The organism is Olsenella phocaeensis (assembly GCF_900120385.1).
GTDB lineage: Bacteria > Actinomycetota > Coriobacteriia > Coriobacteriales > Atopobiaceae > Olsenella_I > Olsenella_I phocaeensis.
The window spans coordinates 1,383,466-1,401,437 of record NZ_LT635494.1 but is presented as its reverse complement, the minus strand read 5'-3'; the positions used below and the strand labels follow the sequence as shown (position 1 = coordinate 1,401,437).

Genomic DNA, 17,972 nt, shown 5'->3' with positions numbered 1-17,972 from the left:
CATGGCACTTCTCGAAGTGAGGGACCTCGTCACCGAGTTCCCCACCCGCAAGGGCACCGTCCGTGCCGTGGACGGCGTGAGCTTCTCCATAGACCGCGGAGAGATACTGGCCGTGGTGGGCGAGTCCGGCTCCGGCAAGAGCGTGACCTCCCTCAGTATCATGGGGCTCCTGCAGAAGCCGGGACACGTGGCCTCCGGCAGCATCAGCTTCGACGGCACCGACCTCCTGTCACTCAGCGACAAGGAGATGGAGCAGGTCCGAGGCCAGAGGATCTCGATGATCTTCCAGGAGCCCATGACCTCGCTCAATCCCGTCTACCGCGTGGGCGACCAGATCGTCGAGGCCATCCAGACGCACACGCCCATGAAGAAGGACCAGGCCTGGGAGCGTGCGGTCGAGATGCTGCGCGTGGTGGGCATCCCCTCTCCCGCGGACCGCGCTCGCGACTACCCGCACCAGATGTCGGGCGGCATGCGCCAGCGCGTCATGATCGCCATGGCGCTGGCCTGCAACCCCCAGCTGCTCATCGCCGACGAGCCCACCACGGCCCTCGACGTGACCATCCAGGCGCAGATCCTTGACCTCATCTACCAGCTGCGCGACGAGTTCGACATGGCCGTGCTCTTCATCACCCACGACCTGGGAGTCGTCTCGGAGGTGGCCGACCGCGTGGTGGTCATGTACTGCGGCGAGGTGGTCGAGGAGGCAGAGAAGGTCGCGTTGTTTGAGAGGCCCCTGCACCCCTACACGCTGGGCCTCCTGAACTCGATTCCGCGCCTCGAGGACGACGACTCCAAGCGCCTCTACACCATCAAGGGCACCGTGCCCAACCCGCTGGACATGCCCTCGGGCTGCCCGTTCTCGGACCGCTGCGACCGCTGCATGGAGCGCTGCCGTCGCGAGCGCCCCGAGCTCAGGCCCTACCCCGGCGACCCCAGCCGCAGCGTCCGCTGCTTCCTGTACGAAGAGGGGGAGGAGTAGCCCATGGCAGACCCCAAGAGCGATTCCACGCGCGACGACGTGCTGGTCGAGGTGAAGAACCTCTCCAAGAGCTTCGTAGCCGAGACCAACTTCTTCGGGCGTCCCACCTCCTACGTGCGCGCGGTCGAGGACGTGTCGTTCAAGATCCACCGCGGCGAGGCCTTCGGCCTGGTGGGCGAGTCGGGCTGCGGCAAGACGACCATCGGCAAGATGCTGGTGGGCCTGCTCAAGCCCTCGGGTGGCAAGATCTACTTCGAGGGCGAGGACGTCACGGACGCCAGCAAGCAGCGTCGCCGCGAGCTCTGCCGCGACGTCCAGCTGATCTTCCAGGACCCCTACGCCTCGCTCAACCCGCGCATGACCGTCGAGCAGATCGTGAGCGAGCCCATCCTGACCAACAAGATCCTGCCGGCGGAGGCCGTGGACGGGCGCGTGGACGAGCTGCTCGAGCGCGTGGGCATCCGGCCCGACCTCAAGAGGCGCTATCCCCATGAGTTCAGCGGCGGGCAGCGCCAGCGCGTGGGCATCGCGCGCGCCCTGGCCGTGAATCCCAAGCTCATCGTCTGCGACGAGCCCGTGAGCGCGCTGGACGTCTCCATCCAGGCGCAGGTGCTCAACCTCCTGGACGACCTCAAGGAGGACCTGGGACTCACCTACCTCTTCATCGCGCACGGCCTCAACGTGGTGAAGCACGTGTCCGACCGCGTGGGCGTCATGTACCTGGGCAAGCTCATGGAGGTCGCCCAGAAGAACGACCTCTACCACGATCCGCTCTGCCCCTACACGCAGGCGCTGCTCTCAGCCATCCCGTCGCCCGACCCGCACCTCTCGCGCAAGCGCATCATCCTGCAGGGAGACGTGCCCAGCCCCATCGACCCGCCGGCGGGCTGCCGCTTCGCGAGCCGCTGCTTCGCCAAGGTGGGAGCCTGCGACGTGGCCGCGCCGGAGCTTCGCGAGGTCGTTGCGGGGCACCGCTGCGCCTGCCACCGCTACGACAACATGCCCGAGGCCGACGTGCGCAGGACCGCGCGCAAGATCCAGTACGAGGCGGCGCGCCCCACCTACGGCATGGGCGGCGCGGATGCCAACGCCGACCCGGTCTCGTTCGACCCGGACACTCCGGAGGAGGCGGCCGCCAAGGGAGAGAAGCTCCCGGAGAGGTGGCTGTAGGTCGCTGCCGGGACGCCCTTGGCCGGAGTGTGGCTGGGTGACGAGGTGATTAGTGCGGGCGGGCTGGCGATGTGCCGGCCCGNCAGACGCGTTTGGCGTTCTCACGTGTCACCCAGACGCGTGCGACGTACTGGCGTGTCGTTTAGACGTATTGGACGTTCTTGCTTGTCATTCAGACGCGTTGGACGCACTCGTGTCGACCAGTTACTCCGGCGTGTTCTTTACTCGGGCGAATCGAAGCGTCGTGGCTTTGATGCGGGCGATAAAGAACACGCCGCCGCAGCTCATGTGGGCAAATGCAGCGGTCGGCGTTCTTTTCTCGCCTTGGATGGCGAGATTTCGTCGCTGAGAGCCAGTAGGGAACACGACGCCCGCAAGCAAAGCCAGCAAAGAACGCGCCACCCGCAGGCCGCCGCACCATGCGATGTGCCGCGTTCTTTACTGCTAAGGTTTTCTCTCGTTGGGGAAACTCCCACCAGTAAAGAACGGCCCGACGGCACGCCACCCCGCAACGGCCCGACGGCACGCCACCCCGCAACGGCCCGACGGCACGCCCATCCGTCGCCCTCCTCAGCACCGCCAGCGAGCCGGCGCAGGAGCAGAAGAACGGCGGGCAGGCGCACAGCGCGACCGAGAGGGCGCCGGTGTCCAGCGAGGACGCGACCACGCCCACCATGAGGGCTACTGCTAGCGATGACGAGCAGCCCAGCACGATCAGGCGCGCCACCATCACGCTCGCCGCGTTGTTGGGGCACGAGTACTCCAGCTCGGCCACGCCGTGCAGCTTGCTCGCATGCACGGTGGGAACGCCGACGAGCGCGGTAGCGGCGGAGAGGATGCCGACGGCGAGCTTTGCGACGTTCGCGTCCGCGGTGCTGTTCGCCACGGCGAGCATGAGCGCGACGATTCCCAGCTGCGCGGCCCACGTCCACAGGGGGATGAAGCGTACTTGGGCCGCGACGAACGAGACAAAGCCCATTCGTCGGCGTTGGGCCTTTCTCATCCGCGCGTCCTCGGCGACCATGGCCTGGGCGAGCAAATCGATGGCATCCGGGTCCGCCTTCTCGCGTTGGGCGGAATAGTGCCGGGAGAGCTCGGCCTCGAGCCTTGCGCGTTCCACCTCAACCATAAAGACCACCTTCCTTCAAGTCCTCTTCGAGCTTCTTCAGCGCTGCGTTGATGCGCCTGCGCGCAGCGAAACGGCTTATCCCGAGCGCCCGGGCGACTTCGCCCACCCCGAGCTCCGAGCCGAAGCGCAGTTCCACGACCTCGCGCAGTTCGCGAGGCAGCTGTGCCAGCATGAGGTCGAGATCCGCCTCGCGTCCGGTGCAATCGCCGTCGGCTACCTCGAACTCGAGGCTCACCGTCTCCAGCCGCTTCTCGCGGCTGGCGTCGACGCATACGCTCCTCGCTATCCGCATGAGGTAGGCGATGGGCTTGCCGCGCTCGCGGTACCCTTGGGCACGCACGAAGCGAAGGAACGTCTCCTGTGCGAGGTCGGCCGCCTCGTGCCCGGCGGGCGCGTGGCGCCTGCAGTATGCCAGCACGTCGTCGTAGCACTCGTCGGCTATCTTCCGCGCCCGGTCCGGGTCCAGGCTGCCGGTCTCCTTTTTGGACAAGCCAAATCGCCTCCTCTACCTACTACAACGTGAGATCCGCCCGATATGTGCGGCTCTCCGCGAAATTCCTCCCAGATTCTCTCCCATGGCCGCGCGGGCATCGCTCGAAGGTCGGGGCTCATGGCGTCCCGTGCGCCGGCATGCGTTTTCCGGTAGACGCGTCGTGCTGCTTCCAAAGCGCTCGCCACCTGCGCCCGCTGCAGGTACTTCTCGAACGCCTCGCGGTTGACGCGGATGGTCTTGCTGCCGAGCCTCGCGGCCGGTATCCCGCCGGCGTGGATGAGCTTGTAGATCGACGTGAGCGAGATCTGCGGGCAGAGCTGCACGCTCCTCACGCCGAGCCACGCGTCCGGGCCGTCGCCCGGCATGTTTAGGAGCTCCGTTCGCTGCGCGTCGCCGGGGCCCGCGGGCAGGGAGGCGGGAGGCTAGGCGCCGCCGTTGATGCGCTCCTCCAGCTCGGACATGGAGGCTACGATGTCGCCGAACGCGGGCACTTCGCCGAATATCATGGGGCGCATGCGCTCGTAGTCGGCGGCGAGCTCCTCGAGACGCTCTGGCTGCGGTGCAAGCCTCAGGGTGCCGGGCTTGGCGTCTGCTANTCTCCGCGAAATTCCTCCCAGATTCTCTCCCATGGCCGCGCGGGCATCGCTCGAAGGTCGGGGCTCATGGCGTCCCGTGCGCCGGCATGCGTTTTCCGGTAGACGCGTCGTGCTGCTTCCAAAGCGCTCGCCACCTGCGCCCGCTGCAGGTACTTCTCGAACGCCTCGCGGTTGACGCGGATGGTCTTGCTGCCGAGCCTCGCGGCCGGTATCCCGCCGGCGTGGATGAGCTTGTAGATCGACGTGAGCGAGATCTGCGGGCAGAGCTGCACGCTCCTCACGCCGAGCCACGCGTCCGGGCCGTCGCCCGGCATGTTTAGGAGCTCCGTTCGCTGCGCGTCGCCGGGGCCCGCGGGCAGGGAGGCGGGAGGCTAGGCGCCGCCGTTGATGCGCTCCTCCAGCTCGGACATGGAGGCTACGATGTCGCCGAACGCGGGCACTTCGCCGAATATCATGGGGCGCATGCGCTCGTAGTCGGCGGCGAGCTCCTCGAGACGCTCTGGCTGCGGTGCAAGCCTCAGGGTGCCGGGCTTGGCGTCTGCTAGCTTCGACCAGGGCGTGCGGTAGAACTTCTCCTTGAAGGCGACCACGCGCGCGAGCAGCTCTGGCTGGGAGATCGCTCGTTCCGCGACGTCCGAGCGCCCGAGGCGGTACATGTCGTAGTAGTGGCGCGCGTAGCGCTTGGGCATGGCCTTGCCGGCGGGGCGGTTCGCCTCCTGGTGCAGGATCGTCGCCTTCTCCCAGAACGTGCGCTCGGCCACGGCTGTGCGCACGGTGGTGGCGGGCTGCGAGAACGCCTCCGGGTGCAGCTCCGCGACGTACGGGGTGATCTCCGCCTGCGCAGAGGGCGTCCATGCGGCCAGGGGGCCTATCTCGAGCTTCACGACGTCGAGCGTCGCCTCCGACGAGAAGAGCCGCGGGTAGGCGAAGATCACGGTCTCCTCATCCGATCCCGCTCGCACGTCCGCCTCGCGCCCGAGCTCCTCGGACAGGCCGGCCCTGAGCGAGGGGGCGAACACGTCTTCGAGGTAGCGGTCCGTCCGCTCGATGGTCTCGAGCCTGAACCTGTCCTGCCTGGTGTTGGAGCGCTCCTCCCAGGGCTCGTCCAGGCGATACCCGATGAGCCGCCAGTCGAGTATGAGGTCGATGTCCTCCGAGAAGCGCTCGATGAGGTGGTATGCCTTCGAGAGGCTCGTGCCGCCCTTGAACACGATCGAGTCGGCGAACTCGCTGCGGTGGAACAGGTAGTCCAGCAGGTAGCACACCCACAGGTCCTTCTCGACGATGGCGGGCTGCAGTGCCATCTCGCCGGCGGTGATCCTGACGAGCGCAGCCCTCTCCTCGTCGTTAGCCCTTGCGATGTCGATCATCTTCGCATCCTTTCGCGATCTCGGCGATGGCGTCGCGCACCCAGGCGGTCGCGCGCTCGGTCTCGGCGAGAAGCGCCCCTTTCTCCCCGGTGCTGAGACGGCCCGACAGGCGGTTGATGACCTTGTCGTCGACGCCCTCGCGACCGAGGGCCTTGAGCGCCTGGACGACGAGGGCTGTCAGCGGGGACATGCCCACTATGTTTCGGTTGGCCGCGTGACTGAACCTCACCTCGAAGGGTGCCACCAGGACGCTGGCGTACGGGCCGGTGCTGATGTATGAGTAGACGGCGGGAACCTGGGTGTCCAGCCCCAGCATGTTCAACGCATGGTCTCCCGACGGGACGATCTCCCAGCCCCGGGCCCTAGCGATCGCGTGCGCGACCGCGTCGATGTCGGGCGGGACTGGCCTGCCCAGAAGCTCGCTGTAGCGCGGCTTGTAGTAGACGCCCCGCGCCGCGCGCGCTATCGCGCCCGAGTCAGCCAGCCCCTTGAGCGCCTGCCTCGCGTTGGCGGAACCGGACACGTCGGCGAAGTCGCTGGCGGTGAAAGCGGCGTCGTCCGGGAGGGATTCGACCCTCCGCCGTATAGCCCCCCTTATGCCCTTGTCGTTCATCGCGCTCCCCTCAAAATCACGAATACAATATAGTATACGTGAATTTAACCAAACGGCAAGCGCCTGGCAGCCCCGTCTGAGCTTTGGCACGCCATCACCGTCCCCGACCTTTCTGCAAACCCAGCAGGTCGAGCACGCTCACGTCCGGGCGTACCGCCGAGATGGCGGCTTCCAGCGATGCGCCGTCGGCCATGCGCTGCGCTATCGCAGCCCTGTCGGCGTCGCTGAGCGTTGGCTTCTGCGGCGCGTCCTCCGACCCTGACGGCTCGGTCAGGATCTCGCCGATGGTGTTCGCGGCCTGACGGTCGTTCTGGGCGATGAAATGCGCGTAGATGTCCATGGTCAGGCTCGCGGAGGAGTGACCGAGCCGCTGCTGCACCGTCTTAATGTCCGCGCCGGAGCCGATGAGGAGCGTGGCCTGGGTGTGCCGCAGCTCGTGCAGGTTGTAGCCGACGTAGGCGCCCTTGCGCCAGCGCTTGCGCCCCGTCGAGTCCGTGTACTGGACGGCTGGGCCGAACTCGCCCAGCCCGTGGTCGGCGAAGTACTGCCGGCGCCAGCGGTTGAACGTGTTGGGGTCCATGAACTTGAAGACGGCGTTGGTGCAAACGGGGGTCTCGCCGGCCTGGTCCCTGCCGGCGACCTCCATTGCGCGCGCCTGTTTCTGCCTCCACTCCGCCAGGAACGCCACAGTGCCGTCGTCCAGGCCGAGCCAGCGGTGTGACTTCTCGCTCTTGGGGTCCCGGATCCTGTGGTCGGCGGCGTACTGCTGGCCCACGTAGACGCGCTTGCGGTCGAAGTCGACGTTTCGCCACACGANGCGCGCGCCAGCTGGCCCTTGTGCCAGGGCTGGTCCGGCACCGCCTCGAGGAGGCCCGCCTCGGCCTCGAGGCAGAGGTCGCGAGCGCGACGGCGGTCCCTCTCGCCCCCTCGCCCGTACTCGAAGCAGCCGGCGAGCCTCGGGGCCGCGCTTCCCCAGACGGCACCGTCCCCCTCGTCCTTCGCGCGCTTGTAGGCCATCTGGTAGTAGAAGTAGGCCTGCTCGTCGTCGCGTCTCCCGCCGCGCCCCGCCACAGCAGGCCGCCGTACTTGCACGCGGCCTCGGCGTTGCCCAGCACCGCCGCCTTGCGGAACCACTTCGCGGCCACGTCGAAGTCCTTCTCGCCCAGCCGACCGTGCGAGCAGACGTGGCCCAGGTTGCACATGGCCCGTGCGTTCCCACGCTCGGCCGACGCCTGGTAGAAGTGCTCCGCGAGCTCGAAGCAGACCACGCGGTGAATCCCCTCGCTGACCATGCCCTCCTGGCAGTAGCGCGCGCCGATGGCAAGCGAGAGCTCGCCGCCCTCTCTCGCGTCGACCTCAGGGTCGTAGTCCTCTGCGCCGAGGTCCTGGGCCTCGGACGCGTAGAGGCCCAGGACCTCGCCGTCCTCCTCCGCGCGGGCGATGCCCAGCCACAGCCTGCTTCCCGGCCGGGGGAGGTCGGGGCCGGCCTGTAGGTCGCCGTCAGCGGTCCCGACGCCTTCCGCGGCTCCCGGTTCCGTGGCCCCCTCCTCGTCCGGGAGCGGCACCACGGCGGCGAGCGTCGCCTCCCAGTGCGGCGCGTCGGGCTCGTCCGGGTCGACAGCGCAACGCTCGACGCGCGCGAAGACGCGCCAGGGATGTGCGTCCGCGTCGCCCCCACCCTCGGACGGGAAGAGCACGGCGCTCACGACGTCGGGGTACAGCGGGTCGCGCCAGCGGTCGAGCCGCTCGTCGCCGCGCGCCTCCTCGACGCCCGGGGACTCCTCGAATAGCTCGCCGATCCATCGCGTGCGCGCCTTGAGCATTTCGGGCATGTCCTCCCGGCTCAGGATGTCGATGACCTCGCAGTCGGGGGCGTCCTGGTCGACGATGCGCTCCGGCGTCAGCCCAAAGCCGCCGAAGAGGTCGTACTGGGGCATGGTCTGGTGGTCGGCGGTGCTGCACGGGCACAGCAGGTAGAGGCAGACGCCGTTTTCGTGGTCGACGCGCGGCCAGGCCAGGCTGGCGTCGGCATCGAAGTCCCAGTGGCCGGGCAGCGCCTCGAGGGCCTCGGGAGGGAGCTGCGGCTCCGGCGCGGATGCGATCTGCCGCGCCAGCTCCCCAAGGTCGTGGCGGGCGAGCCTGAGGTCGACGATGACGGGGTGGCCCAGGTATGCGCGGAGCGGCAGCTCGGACAGGTTTTGCATGGGGCCTCCTGCATGCGCGAGGGCGGGCGGTCGGCGAGTCGGTTCCGCGGGCGGGCGACGGCTCGGCGCGTGCACCCATTCTAGGGGAGGGGCGCATGGCTGGGGGAGGGGTGCGCATTTCATTTCTAGAATGTACGCCGTCTCCTGCTGACCTGGGAAAACGTAGGCAGCCGTGCATTTCATTTTTGAAATGCACGGCTCGGTCGTCGGCCGCCGCCAGCAGTCAGCCGCCAGCCGGCTGCCGTCCGTAACTGTCGTCAGCTCGCTCACAGACGGCTTGCTGCCCCCCCCGGCTAGTTAGCTGCCAGCTAGCGACTGCCGCCTCCCAGGCTAGCAAGATGGGCAATGCGGGCAACGCCCGCGCATCTGCAGCCGAGAGATGGGGGGGTCACATGAGCGAGAGGGAAGAGACGTTCGAGGAGGCTTCGGGCCCCGTGCCGGAAGATGCAATGACGGCCGCGGAGCTTGCTCCGGCGTTCGCCAATGACATTGCCAGGGCGGCCGAGGAAACGCTGGCGGAGGCCCCTTCCGAGGCGGGGCGCCTGAGCCGCCGCGTCGCAGGCATGGAGCTGGGTGGCCTTCTGATGGTCGCTGCCGCACTGGTTGCCGCCATCGTCTCGGCGACGGTGCTGGCCGACCACTTCTCGAGTCCCGACGCCTGGACTTCGCAGATTGCCTCCCTCAACGCCCGCGCCGAGACGGCGACCGGACTGGTCACGGTGGCCACGGCGCTCTCGGCCGGCATCTCGCTCATCCCGGGGGACTTCGGTGCCCCGATCGCGGAGAAGCTCGTCGAGCTCAGCGTGGANCAGAGGTCGCGAGCGCGACGGCGGTCCCTCTCGCCCCCTCGCCCGTACTCGAAGCAGCCGGCGAGCCTCGGGGCCGCGCTTCCCCAGACGGCACCGTCCCCCTCGTCCTTCGCGCGCTTGTAGGCCATCTGGTAGTAGAAGTAGGCCTGCTCGTCGTCGCGTCTCACGCCGCGCCCCGCCACAGCAGGCCGCCGTACTTGCACGCGGCCTCGGCGTTGCCCAGCACCGCCGCCTTGCGGAACCACTTCGCGGCCACGTCGAAGTCCTTCTCGCCCAGCCGACCGTGCGAGCAGACGTGGCCCAGGTTGCACATGGCCCGTGCGTTCCCACGCTCGGCCGACGCCTGGTAGAAGTGCTCCGCGAGCTCGAAGCAGACCACGCGGTGAATCCCCTCGCTGACCATGCCCTCCTGGCAGTAGCGCGCGCCGATGGCAAGCGAGAGCTCGCCGCCCTCTCTCGCGTCGACCTCAGGGTCGTAGTCCTCTGCGCCGAGGTCCTGGGCCTCGGACGCGTAGAGGCCCAGGACCTCGCCGTCCTCCTCCGCGCGGGCGATGCCCAGCCACAGCCTGCTTCCCGGCCGGGGGAGGTCGGGGCCGGCCTGTAGGTCGCCGTCAGCGGTCCCGACGCCTTCCGCGGCTCCCGGTTCCGTGGCCCCCTCCTCGTCCGGGAGCGGCACCACGGCGGCGAGCGTCGCCTCCCAGTGCGGCGCGTCGGGCTCGTCCGGGTCGACAGCGCAACGCTCGACGCGCGCGAAGACGCGCCAGGGATGTGCGTCCGCGTCGCCCCCACCCTCGGACGGGAAGAGCACGGCGCTCACGACGTCGGGGTACAGCGGGTCGCGCCAGCGGTCGAGCCGCTCGTCGCCGCGCGCCTCCTCGACGCCCGGGGACTCCTCGAATAGCTCGCCGATCCATCGCGTGCGCGCCTTGAGCATTTCGGGCATGTCCTCCCGGCTCAGGATGTCGATGACCTCGCAGTCGGGGGCGTCCTGGTCGACGATGCGCTCCGGCGTCAGCCCAAAGCCGCCGAAGAGGTCGTACTGGGGCATGGTCTGGTGGTCGGCGGTNAAGTGCCTCCTCACCATCTTCAGCCTGGCGGCGTTCAGGCTGCTCGTCCCCCTGAGCTGCGCCCTCGCCGTCGCCGCCGTGGTCGCGAGCGGCCGCCTGCGCTGGGACCAGAACGCCGGCATGCAGGCGCTGCTGCGCAGCTTCGCACTGCGTCTGGCCGTCTTTGCGGTCGCGGGGTTCCTGGTGGTCCCGGCGAGCGTGATGGTGTCGGACGTCGTGCAGGCGACCTACAGGGCGGACGTCGAGACGGTGACGGCCGCCGTGGCGTCGGCTCCGGAGGAGTCTCCCATCGAGGAGCCCAAGGCGGAGGAGGCGACCCCGGAGCCCGAGGCGAGCGAGCAGACCCAGGAGGACAGGAACGTCCTGGACAGCTTCCTCGGCTGGGTGAGCGACCGTGCGGCCGACGCGTCCAGCGTCGCGAGCGACGTCGTGGATGCCGCCGGCAACGCGGTCCAGACGGTGACGGATGGCGCGAAGTCGTTCATCGAGTCCGCGAAGAACGTCCTCAACCGCATGATCGAGGCCTTCGCCGTCATGGTGGCGACCTGCTGCGTGATCCCCATCGTGACGCTGCTGTTCTTCGTGTGGCTCGCCAACACCGTGCTCGGGCTGGGCATCAGCATGCCTGACGCCCGCGGCCTGCGCAGGCCCGGGCAGCCTGTCGCCTCCAAGCTGCTGCGCCGCAAGGGCTCCGCTGCGGGAGAGGGGGAGCTGGCCGCGCGGTGGGTGGCCGGGGTCACCTGCGAGTTGGGAGTTGGCGCCGCGTGGCCGAGGGGCTGCGCGGCACCTTCTGGTTCGGCACGCGGGCAGCGAGGTTTTGGGGGTGGCGCGCGCGTGCGGCGAGCACGCGGTTGCGCACGCCCCTGGCGGCGGGCACGCTGTTGCGCACATTGGCGGCCCCCATTAACTGGGCAAACGCGAGCTGCGTCGTGCGTTCGCGCGTGGTGGACGAAAAGCGCGTGCGCTCGCGCGTGCTCGTTGCTCTGGGTCCGCAATCCTGCCGGCCGCGTTAGCGGACGGCAAAAAGCCACCCGCTGTGCGGGTGGATGACAGCAGGCGCTAAGCGAAATCGCCTTCCTCCCTACAATGTCGGTTGCTCGGGCCGACACCGCGTCGGAAGAAAGGCGACCACATGGCGCAACAAGCGCACGGCCTGTCGCACACGAAGTGGCTCTGCAAGTACCGCGTCGTGTTCATACCGAAGTATAGGCGAAAGATCGTCTACAACCAGTACAGGAAGGACCTCGGGGAGATCCTGAGGAGGCTCTGCTCCTACAAGGGGGTGGAGATAATAGAAGGGCACCTGATGCCCGACCACGTGCACATGCTCGTGAGCATCCCGCCCAAGGCGAGCGTCTCGAGCTTCATGGGGTACCTGAAGGGGAAGAGCTCGCTCATGATGTTCGAGCAGCACGGGAACCTCAGGTACAAGTTCGGGAACAGGAAGTTCTGGGCGGAGGGCTACTACGTGTCCACCGTCGGGCTCAACGAGGCCACGATAGCGAAGTACATACGCGAGCAGGAGAGGGCGGACCAGGCCCTGGACCGGCTGAGCGTCAAGGAGTACGAGGGCCCGTTCGCCCGATAGGGCGGCGGTAGGCCGCTTCCAGCGGCCCGCCAGGGAGGCAAGGGCGGTGTGGCCTGGGCGAAGCGCAGGCCAGCGCCTTGAGACGCTGGCCTGCGACCAGAGGGTTATACCCTAAGAGCAAACCACCCGCTATGCGGGTGGTTCTGATTGCTTCCACCGTCGATTATTCGCGCTGGCGGATCCGCGCCATGTCGCAGTGGACGTAGTTGTTGACGTTCCAGGAGAAGTCGCCGTCTCGGCCGTACATGGCCACGTAGGGCAGGTTCGGGTAGATGACGTCCCTCCTGTCGCCGTGCGTGTCGACTGTCACCGCGACGCGGTTGGACTCCGGCTTGCCGAAGCCGACGACCGGGTACGCCTTCCAGGCGTCGCCGACGGTGAACATCCAGACCTCGTCGCCGACCCGCAGCTCCGAGACCGGGACCTCGACGGAGCCCAGGAACTCGCCCAGGCGCTCCTTCTCGGGCATCGCGGCGTCGAAGGCCCGCAGCATCTTGCCGAAGCCGTGCCCCCGCTGCTCTTCGAAGCCCTCCCAGGGCAGCACGCGGTCGACGATCTTCCAGCCCTCGATGACGTAGACGCCGTTGTCACCTGGGTCCATGCGCTCGTCCGTCGAGTAGGGAATGACGCCGAGCGAGGTGGAGCCGCCGAAGAAGTTGCCGAGGACCTGGCACATCCTCGCCCAGCCGTAGTCGTCCGACGCAGGGTCGCGGTAGCCCTTGAGCTCGCAGTAGCGCAGCAGCGGCTCGACGGTGTCCCTCCCGCCGTTCCAGTGCAGGTAGACCCCGAGCTTGCGCTGCGGCGTGGTGATGACTGCTCTGTTTCCCATGATGGCCTCCTAATGTTCCGGCCCGCCCCTTGGCGAGCCTTGCGGCCCGCATGCCATCGGGGTTCGCGGAGGGCGCAAGGGGGGAAGCAAAACCGGCAGGCCCGAGTTTCCGCCGAGATGGACAGCGAATCATGCGGCGGAAAGTTTTTGCGGCCCTTGCGCACGCAGCGGCCCCCGATGAAGGTGCAGGGTCGAAGGAGAGCACGGAGGCGGGCGGATATGTCCGGGCATCCGGGAACAGAGTCCGGAACGGGTCGAGGTGGAATAGAATCGGGAAAAACGAAAACGATGCGGAAAGGGACTCGCACGGCGGCGAGCAGCGCTCAGAGGCCCGAGACACTGCACCTGAGGGTATACTGACAGCGGAGACCGATTCGGACCATGGCTGACCATGCCGCAGCTGATCGAACGACTTGCGATGCGCGGCATCGACGCTGAGAGCAAGGGGCTCTACCGCGATATCGAGAGGCTGCACGAGTTCGGCGTGGACGTGTGACAGCTGAAGAGATGGCCGATCCAACACACCCGTGCGAGCAGGGCTTCGAGCCCCCATAGTTCACGCTGCCCGTCGACGCGGTGCAATCGAGCAGGCTCATCTACAACTGGGTCCCGAACGCACTGTCCTCGGCATGCGCGAGGGCGCGCGTGGTTGTCACCATCAAGGTTAACGCCGACCTGATGAACGTGGTGGCGGGTCGCTTCGGGCGCGACGTGGACGCCATGCCCTCCGATGGCGGGAAGACGGCGGCGTAGTTATTCCAGTGTGCGAGAGTCCCGTATCCTACGGCTGGCCCGAGCGAATATCGAAGGACTACAGTAGATAAAGCGTCGGTTCAGCTCGGCAACCGCCACTATTCGTCCCCCTCGGCCCCGTCTAAGGCAAGCTGCGGCTTTAGAGAACGAGGCGACGCCCGCATCGCTTGATGCGGGCGTCGCCGATTCGCATCCGACGGCGATTGGAAGAACGCGCTACGTCCCCTATCCCTATGCCACCTGATGCCTTGTGAAGACTCGCATCGCAAGCGGCACGCAAACCACGAGGAGACATGCGTAAAGCATCGTCAGCGCAGTGGGAAGGTCGACCACCACAGGCCCCGCCGCGTAGCTGACCATACGGGCGAACGCGTTGCTCAAGCCCACCATGGGCGTGAGGGACCCAATCTTAGCGAGCGGCGTGATGAAGAGGGCGAACATCCCGAGGAAGACCACCGCCATCGGGATCACGGCCACCGGCATCGTGGAGCGCATCTTCGAAGACAAGAGCAGCGTGAGCCCGGCCATGCCGAGCGCGACGAGGTAGCCCAGGCCGTAGACGGCGAGCAAGGCCTGCCCTGCGGTGAGTGGGTACGGGTTGTCGAACCCGAAGACCACCTGCACCGGCAGGTCCCATCCGTCGGCACCGCATACGGCCACGTCGATCCCAACGACGGCACCCGCGCAGAGCCACCAGTAGACCGTGGCGAACACGAGCGCGGCGATGACCTTGGCGGCTGGGAGGGAGCGCTTGCCGCGCCTCGTGGGAAGCGCAACGGCGGCGATGCGGTTCTGGTACTCGCCCGCGAACACGCCCGACAGCGCGATGCACAGCGCCACGATTGCAAGGGCAAGGAAGCTCGCCCAATCCAGAGCGTTCTTCCAGGCGCCGGCGTATCCGTACTCCGCCGGCCACCGAATCTGGTCGAACTTGCCGTGCCAATAGGACATCTCGGCGTCGCTGTAGGTGAAGTAGTGGTCGAAGCCGTCGGACAATGTGGCGTCAACCCTCGCGAGAGACCCCTCTTTCAGGCTCGTCGCACGCGGGTCTGTGCTATCGAGCGAGCCCACGATCTCGGGGTAGTAGTTGTCGGAGATGACGACCATCGTCTGCTGCCAGAACTCGAGGCCGTACCGGGAGAGTATCTCGCTGCTTGGCAGGTCGTAGAAATCGGGGGTCTCTTTCACGAGCTCGTTGGCGCGGTCCAGCGTCGCGGCGTCCTCTGCGACCCGGGCGTCGTCGAGCAGGCCAGCGTGCGATTCCTCCAGATGGCGGTAGGAGTCCTGGGCGGCGAAGCCCTCCACCCATTCGCCTGTTGCAACGTCGCGGGTACCCATGGTCGCAATGTTCATGAAGGCCATGCCAGAGATCAGCGCGAGCGCAATCAGGCACGTCACCATGCCCGCGCGGTTGCCGAGAATCTTTCTGAGCTCGTACTTGATGAGTGTTCCCATTGCGTGCTCCTAACGCGTGTCAGCGTCGCGGAATGCGAGCAGGTACAGGTCTTCCAGGGTTGGCTCGACGGCCTGCGCCCCCTCCATCGGCGGATCGTCCGCCACCACGCGCACCACGGCGTTTCCGTCTGCGGCATAACGTACGTTTGTCACGGACATGCGCGCCGACATCTCCTCGGCGCGGCGCGCCTCCACGTGGCACTCCCACACCTTGCCCGCGGCACGTGCGACCACCTGCTCGGGCGTGCCGTCCATGATGAAGCCGCCACCACGCATCACGAGGATGCGATTGGCGACGAACTCCACGTCGCTGACGATGTGGGTGGAGAGGATGACAACCTTGTCCCGCGCGAAGCCCGCGATGAGGTTGCGGAAGCGCACGCGCTCCTTCGGGTCGAGGCCCGCCGTGGGCTCGTCGAGCACCAGGATGGCCGGTTCGTTGAGCATGGCCTGGGCGATGCCGAGGCGCTGCTTCATGCCACCGGAGAAGGTCTTCACCTTCCGCCGCGCGTCATCGGCTAGCCCGACCTCCTCCAGCAGCTGCATGCTGCGGGCACGGCCGTCGCGGCTGGAGAAGCCCTTGAGCGTGGCCATGTAGCGCATGAAGTCGAGCGCCGAGAAGTCGGGATAGTAGCCGAAGTCCTGCGGCAGGCAGCCGAGCAGCGCCCGGTAGCCGTCGCCCATCGACAAGGCGTCGCGCCCGTCGAGCAGCACCTGCCCGCTTGAGGGGCGCAGCACGTCGCAGACCATGCGCATGAGCGTGGTCTTACCCGCGCCGTTGGCGCCCAGAAGCCCCGTCACACCGGGGACGAGCGTGGCCGACACACGGTCCACGGCGATTCTCGCCCCGAACTGCTTGGTCAGCCGGTCCAATGTGAGTTCCATAACAACATCCTTTGTCTATTCATGGGTTTTTGCCATGCTCGGGGAGAAGACGTCCAGCCCTGCGGAAACGGCGCGGAAGGTCATCNGCGGCGCATGCCTGTGGCGAGCGCTATCCACACTGCCACGGTGCACCCGGCCTGCTCCTCGGTGCGCAGCGCCACGGCCAGTTCGAGCGCCTGCTCGTCGGAGAGCGCCCTGCGCTCCTTGGCCCTGGGCCGCGGCGCCTTCACGTGCTCGCACGGGTTCGATCCGACGAGCTCGTTGGCGACCGCCTCGTCCATCACCTGCGAGAGTGCACCGTTGAGCTTGTGGATGGCGTTCCTGCTGGCCTTCTTCTGGGCGAGCAGTTTGTCGTAGGCGTCGGATATCTTCTTCATCGTTAAATCTTGCAGCAGCGTTGTGCCCCAGAGATCCTCGATCTTGCGGACCTGCAGCTCGTCGTCCTTGAGCGTGAGCGGCGAATAGCGGCCGGAGTTCACGCGGCGCTCGTACCACGCGCGCGCATAGGCACCTACGGCGAGCTCCTCGGCGTTCTTCACGCCGCGCTCGAGTTCTAGGCGGTATTCCTCGAGCGCACGGCGCGCGTCCGCCTTGGTGCCGTGGACGGTCTTCTTGGGCGACCTGATGTAGCGCCCGGTCTTCAGGTCGCGGCCGAGGTGGTGCCGGATTCGGTACACCTTGCCTTTGACGACCTCTTCGATCTCGCCCGAACCGGTGATCTTCATAGAACCCAGAGGTCGTAGGTTCAAATCCTGTCCCCGCGACCATGAACTCAAAACCCGACCTACAAAACGTAGGTCGGGTTTTTTGATTACGCATGTCCGGAATCCGTCCGAAAAACACGGAATCTTGCCTTACCTCAAGATTCCGTGACAGTCGACGGGCACCAGAGTCCCCATTGCGGCCTCCTGCGCTCCCTCGGAGCTTTTCCAGGGCGCCCGCGCTCGATCGCTCGATTCCTCCCGAGTCCGCACGGGTGCTGGCGTCGACGGGCAACCCTGTTTGGCGTGACTACATCCGCACGATGTTGGCTGTGTTTCCGTGCCTCTCGATGAGTCCGACCAGGTCCTGCGCCCTGAGCCAGACCGTAGCGATGTTGTCGTTGGGGTGCACGCCGATCAGGCCACTGCCCTGTGTGAAGTCCTCGTCTAGGAACCACGTCACCCTGCACTCGAAGTCGTTGAGCAGCCCGAGCGGCGTCACCGCGCCGGGCACGAGTCCCATGACGGCCATCAGGTCGTCCGCCGACGCGAAGGAGAGGGCCCTCGTACCGTTGGCCCTGCAGAACCCCTTCAGGTCGATTCGCTTGTCCCTCTTGACCGAGATGAGGTAATAGTTGCGCTTCTTGTCGTCGCGGACGAAGAGGTTCTTCGCGTCGTCCTCGCGGTGTGGCAACTCGATGTTGTCAAGATCGACCATGTTGTAGACGGCTGCATGTTCGGTGACCTCGTGCCAGACTCCCATTTGCTCGAGGTAATCATAGATTTGCTGCTTGTCCACGTCCTCATCGCTCCCGTGACACGCCCTTTGAGGGCATTTTGACTTTTCCCGCGTCTCCTGACCAGTGCTGTTTCCGTTACTCTCTCGCCAGCCGCTCCAGTCCCTCGCGAGCGCGCGCCAGCTGGCCCTTGTGCCAGGGCTGGTCCGGCACCGCCTCGAGGAGGCCCGCCTCGGCCTCGAGGCAGAGGTCGCGAGCGCGACGGCGGTCCCTCTCGCCCCCTCGCCCGTACTCGAAGCAGCCGGCGAGCCTCGGGGCCGCGCTTCCCCAGACGGCACCGTCCCCCTCGTCCTTCGCGCGCTTGTAGGCCATCTGGTAGTAGAAGTAGGCCTGCTCGTCGTCGCGTCTCACGCCGCGCCCCGCCACAGCAGGCCGCCGTACTTGCACGCGGCCTCGGCGTTGCCCAGCACCGCCGCCTTGCGGAACCACTTCGCGGCCACGTCGAAGTCCTTCTCGCCCAGCCGACCGTGCGAGCAGACGTGGCCCAGGTTGCACATGGCCCGTGCGTTCCCACGCTCGGCCGACGCCTGG

At 67.2% G+C, this 17,972-nt stretch carries 18 protein-coding genes and 1 pseudogene; 5 read left to right on the top strand and 14 right to left on the bottom strand.

Annotated features, from left to right (window positions below; genetic code table 11):
* The first annotated feature begins 1 nt into the window (after window position 1).
* A complete protein-coding gene (locus tag BQ7388_RS06790) occupies window positions 2-982 on the top strand; it encodes an ABC transporter ATP-binding protein (protein WP_062530645.1) in 981 nt (326 codons plus the stop codon).
* Window positions 983-985: 3 nt separating this feature from the next.
* Entirely contained in the window at window positions 986-2,152 is a 1,167-nt protein-coding gene (locus BQ7388_RS06785) for an ABC transporter ATP-binding protein (RefSeq protein ID WP_072500095.1), read from the top strand.
* Window positions 2,153-2,324: 172 nt separating this feature from the next.
* Here BQ7388_RS06785 and BQ7388_RS12015 read toward each other — a convergent pair whose 3' ends face one another.
* The 7 genes from BQ7388_RS12015 to BQ7388_RS12330 form a co-directional block, all read right to left on the bottom strand.
* Window positions 2,325-3,281: a hypothetical protein gene (locus tag BQ7388_RS12015; RefSeq protein WP_072500094.1), complete on the bottom strand. Its 957-nt coding sequence runs from the start codon at window positions 3,279-3,281 to the stop codon at window positions 2,325-2,327.
* Window positions 3,274-3,771 carry an RNA polymerase sigma factor gene (locus BQ7388_RS06775; protein WP_072500093.1) on the bottom strand — a complete coding sequence of 166 codons (498 nt, stop codon included), beginning with the start codon at window positions 3,769-3,771 and terminating at the stop codon, window positions 3,274-3,276. The genes BQ7388_RS12015 and BQ7388_RS06775 overlap by 8 nt, the downstream gene beginning before the upstream one ends.
* Window positions 3,720-4,139 carry a helix-turn-helix domain-containing protein gene (locus tag BQ7388_RS13505; RefSeq protein ID WP_200781445.1) on the bottom strand — a complete coding sequence of 140 codons (420 nt, stop codon included), beginning with the start codon at window positions 4,137-4,139 and terminating at the stop codon, window positions 3,720-3,722. Before BQ7388_RS13505 ends, BQ7388_RS06775 begins: the two co-directional genes overlap by 52 nt.
* Before the next feature lie 227 nt (window positions 4,140-4,366).
* Entirely contained in the window at window positions 4,367-4,684 is a 318-nt protein-coding gene (locus tag BQ7388_RS11600; protein ID WP_200781444.1) for a helix-turn-helix domain-containing protein, read from the bottom strand.
* A 57-nt stretch (window positions 4,685-4,741) separates the two neighbouring features.
* Window positions 4,742-5,740: a nucleotidyl transferase AbiEii/AbiGii toxin family protein gene (locus tag BQ7388_RS06760; protein WP_072500092.1), complete on the bottom strand. Its 999-nt coding sequence runs from the start codon at window positions 5,738-5,740 to the stop codon at window positions 4,742-4,744.
* A complete protein-coding gene (locus tag BQ7388_RS06755) occupies window positions 5,718-6,353 on the bottom strand; it encodes a DUF6088 family protein (RefSeq protein WP_072500091.1) in 636 nt (211 codons plus the stop codon). The genes BQ7388_RS06760 and BQ7388_RS06755 overlap by 23 nt, the downstream gene beginning before the upstream one ends.
* Window positions 6,354-6,447: 94 nt before the next feature.
* On the bottom strand, window positions 6,448-7,167 hold the full coding sequence (locus tag BQ7388_RS12330) for a tyrosine-type recombinase/integrase (protein ID WP_072500090.1): 720 nt from the start codon (window positions 7,165-7,167) through the stop codon (window positions 6,448-6,450).
* A gap of 457 nt (window positions 7,168-7,624) precedes the next feature.
* Between BQ7388_RS12330 and BQ7388_RS12010 the strand changes: the two genes are divergently transcribed.
* Window positions 7,625-7,846 (top strand): hypothetical protein, encoded by a 222-nt coding sequence (locus BQ7388_RS12010; protein ID WP_129583182.1) that lies wholly within the window; start codon window positions 7,625-7,627, stop codon window positions 7,844-7,846.
* A gap of 1,683 nt (window positions 7,847-9,529) precedes the next feature.
* On the opposite strand, the gene BQ7388_RS06720 is transcribed toward BQ7388_RS12010, so the two are convergent.
* A complete protein-coding gene (locus BQ7388_RS06720) occupies window positions 9,530-10,414 on the bottom strand; it encodes a tetratricopeptide repeat protein (RefSeq protein ID WP_072500084.1) in 885 nt (294 codons plus the stop codon).
* 1,151 nt (window positions 10,415-11,565) lie between these two features.
* Here BQ7388_RS06720 and tnpA point away from each other — a divergent pair.
* A complete protein-coding gene (gene tnpA / locus BQ7388_RS06710) occupies window positions 11,566-12,021 on the top strand; it encodes an IS200/IS605 family transposase (RefSeq protein ID WP_072500082.1) in 456 nt (151 codons plus the stop codon).
* 163 nt (window positions 12,022-12,184) lie between these two features.
* Here tnpA and BQ7388_RS06705 read toward each other — a convergent pair whose 3' ends face one another.
* A complete protein-coding gene (locus BQ7388_RS06705) occupies window positions 12,185-12,850 on the bottom strand; it encodes a hypothetical protein (protein ID WP_072500081.1) in 666 nt (221 codons plus the stop codon).
* A 576-nt stretch (window positions 12,851-13,426) separates the two neighbouring features.
* On the opposite strand from BQ7388_RS06705, the gene BQ7388_RS12325 reads away from it, so the two are divergent.
* On the top strand, window positions 13,427-13,603 hold the full coding sequence (locus BQ7388_RS12325; RefSeq protein ID WP_159430808.1) for a hypothetical protein: 177 nt from the start codon (window positions 13,427-13,429) through the stop codon (window positions 13,601-13,603).
* 231 nt (window positions 13,604-13,834) lie between these two features.
* On the opposite strand, the gene BQ7388_RS06700 is transcribed toward BQ7388_RS12325, so the two are convergent.
* From BQ7388_RS06700 to BQ7388_RS12320, 5 genes and pseudogenes are all read right to left on the bottom strand, one after another.
* Complete coding sequence (locus tag BQ7388_RS06700; RefSeq protein WP_072500080.1) at window positions 13,835-15,058, bottom strand: ABC transporter permease family protein; 1,224 nt, start codon at window positions 15,056-15,058, stop codon at window positions 13,835-13,837.
* A gap of 9 nt (window positions 15,059-15,067) precedes the next feature.
* Window positions 15,068-15,943, bottom strand: a complete 876-nt coding sequence (locus BQ7388_RS06695; protein WP_072500079.1) for an ABC transporter ATP-binding protein — start codon at window positions 15,941-15,943, stop codon at window positions 15,068-15,070.
* Between the two features lie 1,011 nt (window positions 15,944-16,954).
* A complete protein-coding gene (locus BQ7388_RS06685) occupies window positions 16,955-17,443 on the bottom strand; it encodes a prolyl-tRNA synthetase associated domain-containing protein (RefSeq protein WP_072500077.1) in 489 nt (162 codons plus the stop codon).
* Window positions 17,444-17,519: 76 nt separating this feature from the next.
* Window positions 17,520-17,792 carry a hypothetical protein gene (locus BQ7388_RS06680; RefSeq protein WP_129583180.1) on the bottom strand — a complete coding sequence of 91 codons (273 nt, stop codon included), beginning with the start codon at window positions 17,790-17,792 and terminating at the stop codon, window positions 17,520-17,522.
* Window positions 17,789-17,972, bottom strand: a pseudogene (locus tag BQ7388_RS12320) (hypothetical protein); the annotation flags it as partial. The gene BQ7388_RS06680 and the pseudogene BQ7388_RS12320, both read right to left, overlap by 4 nt.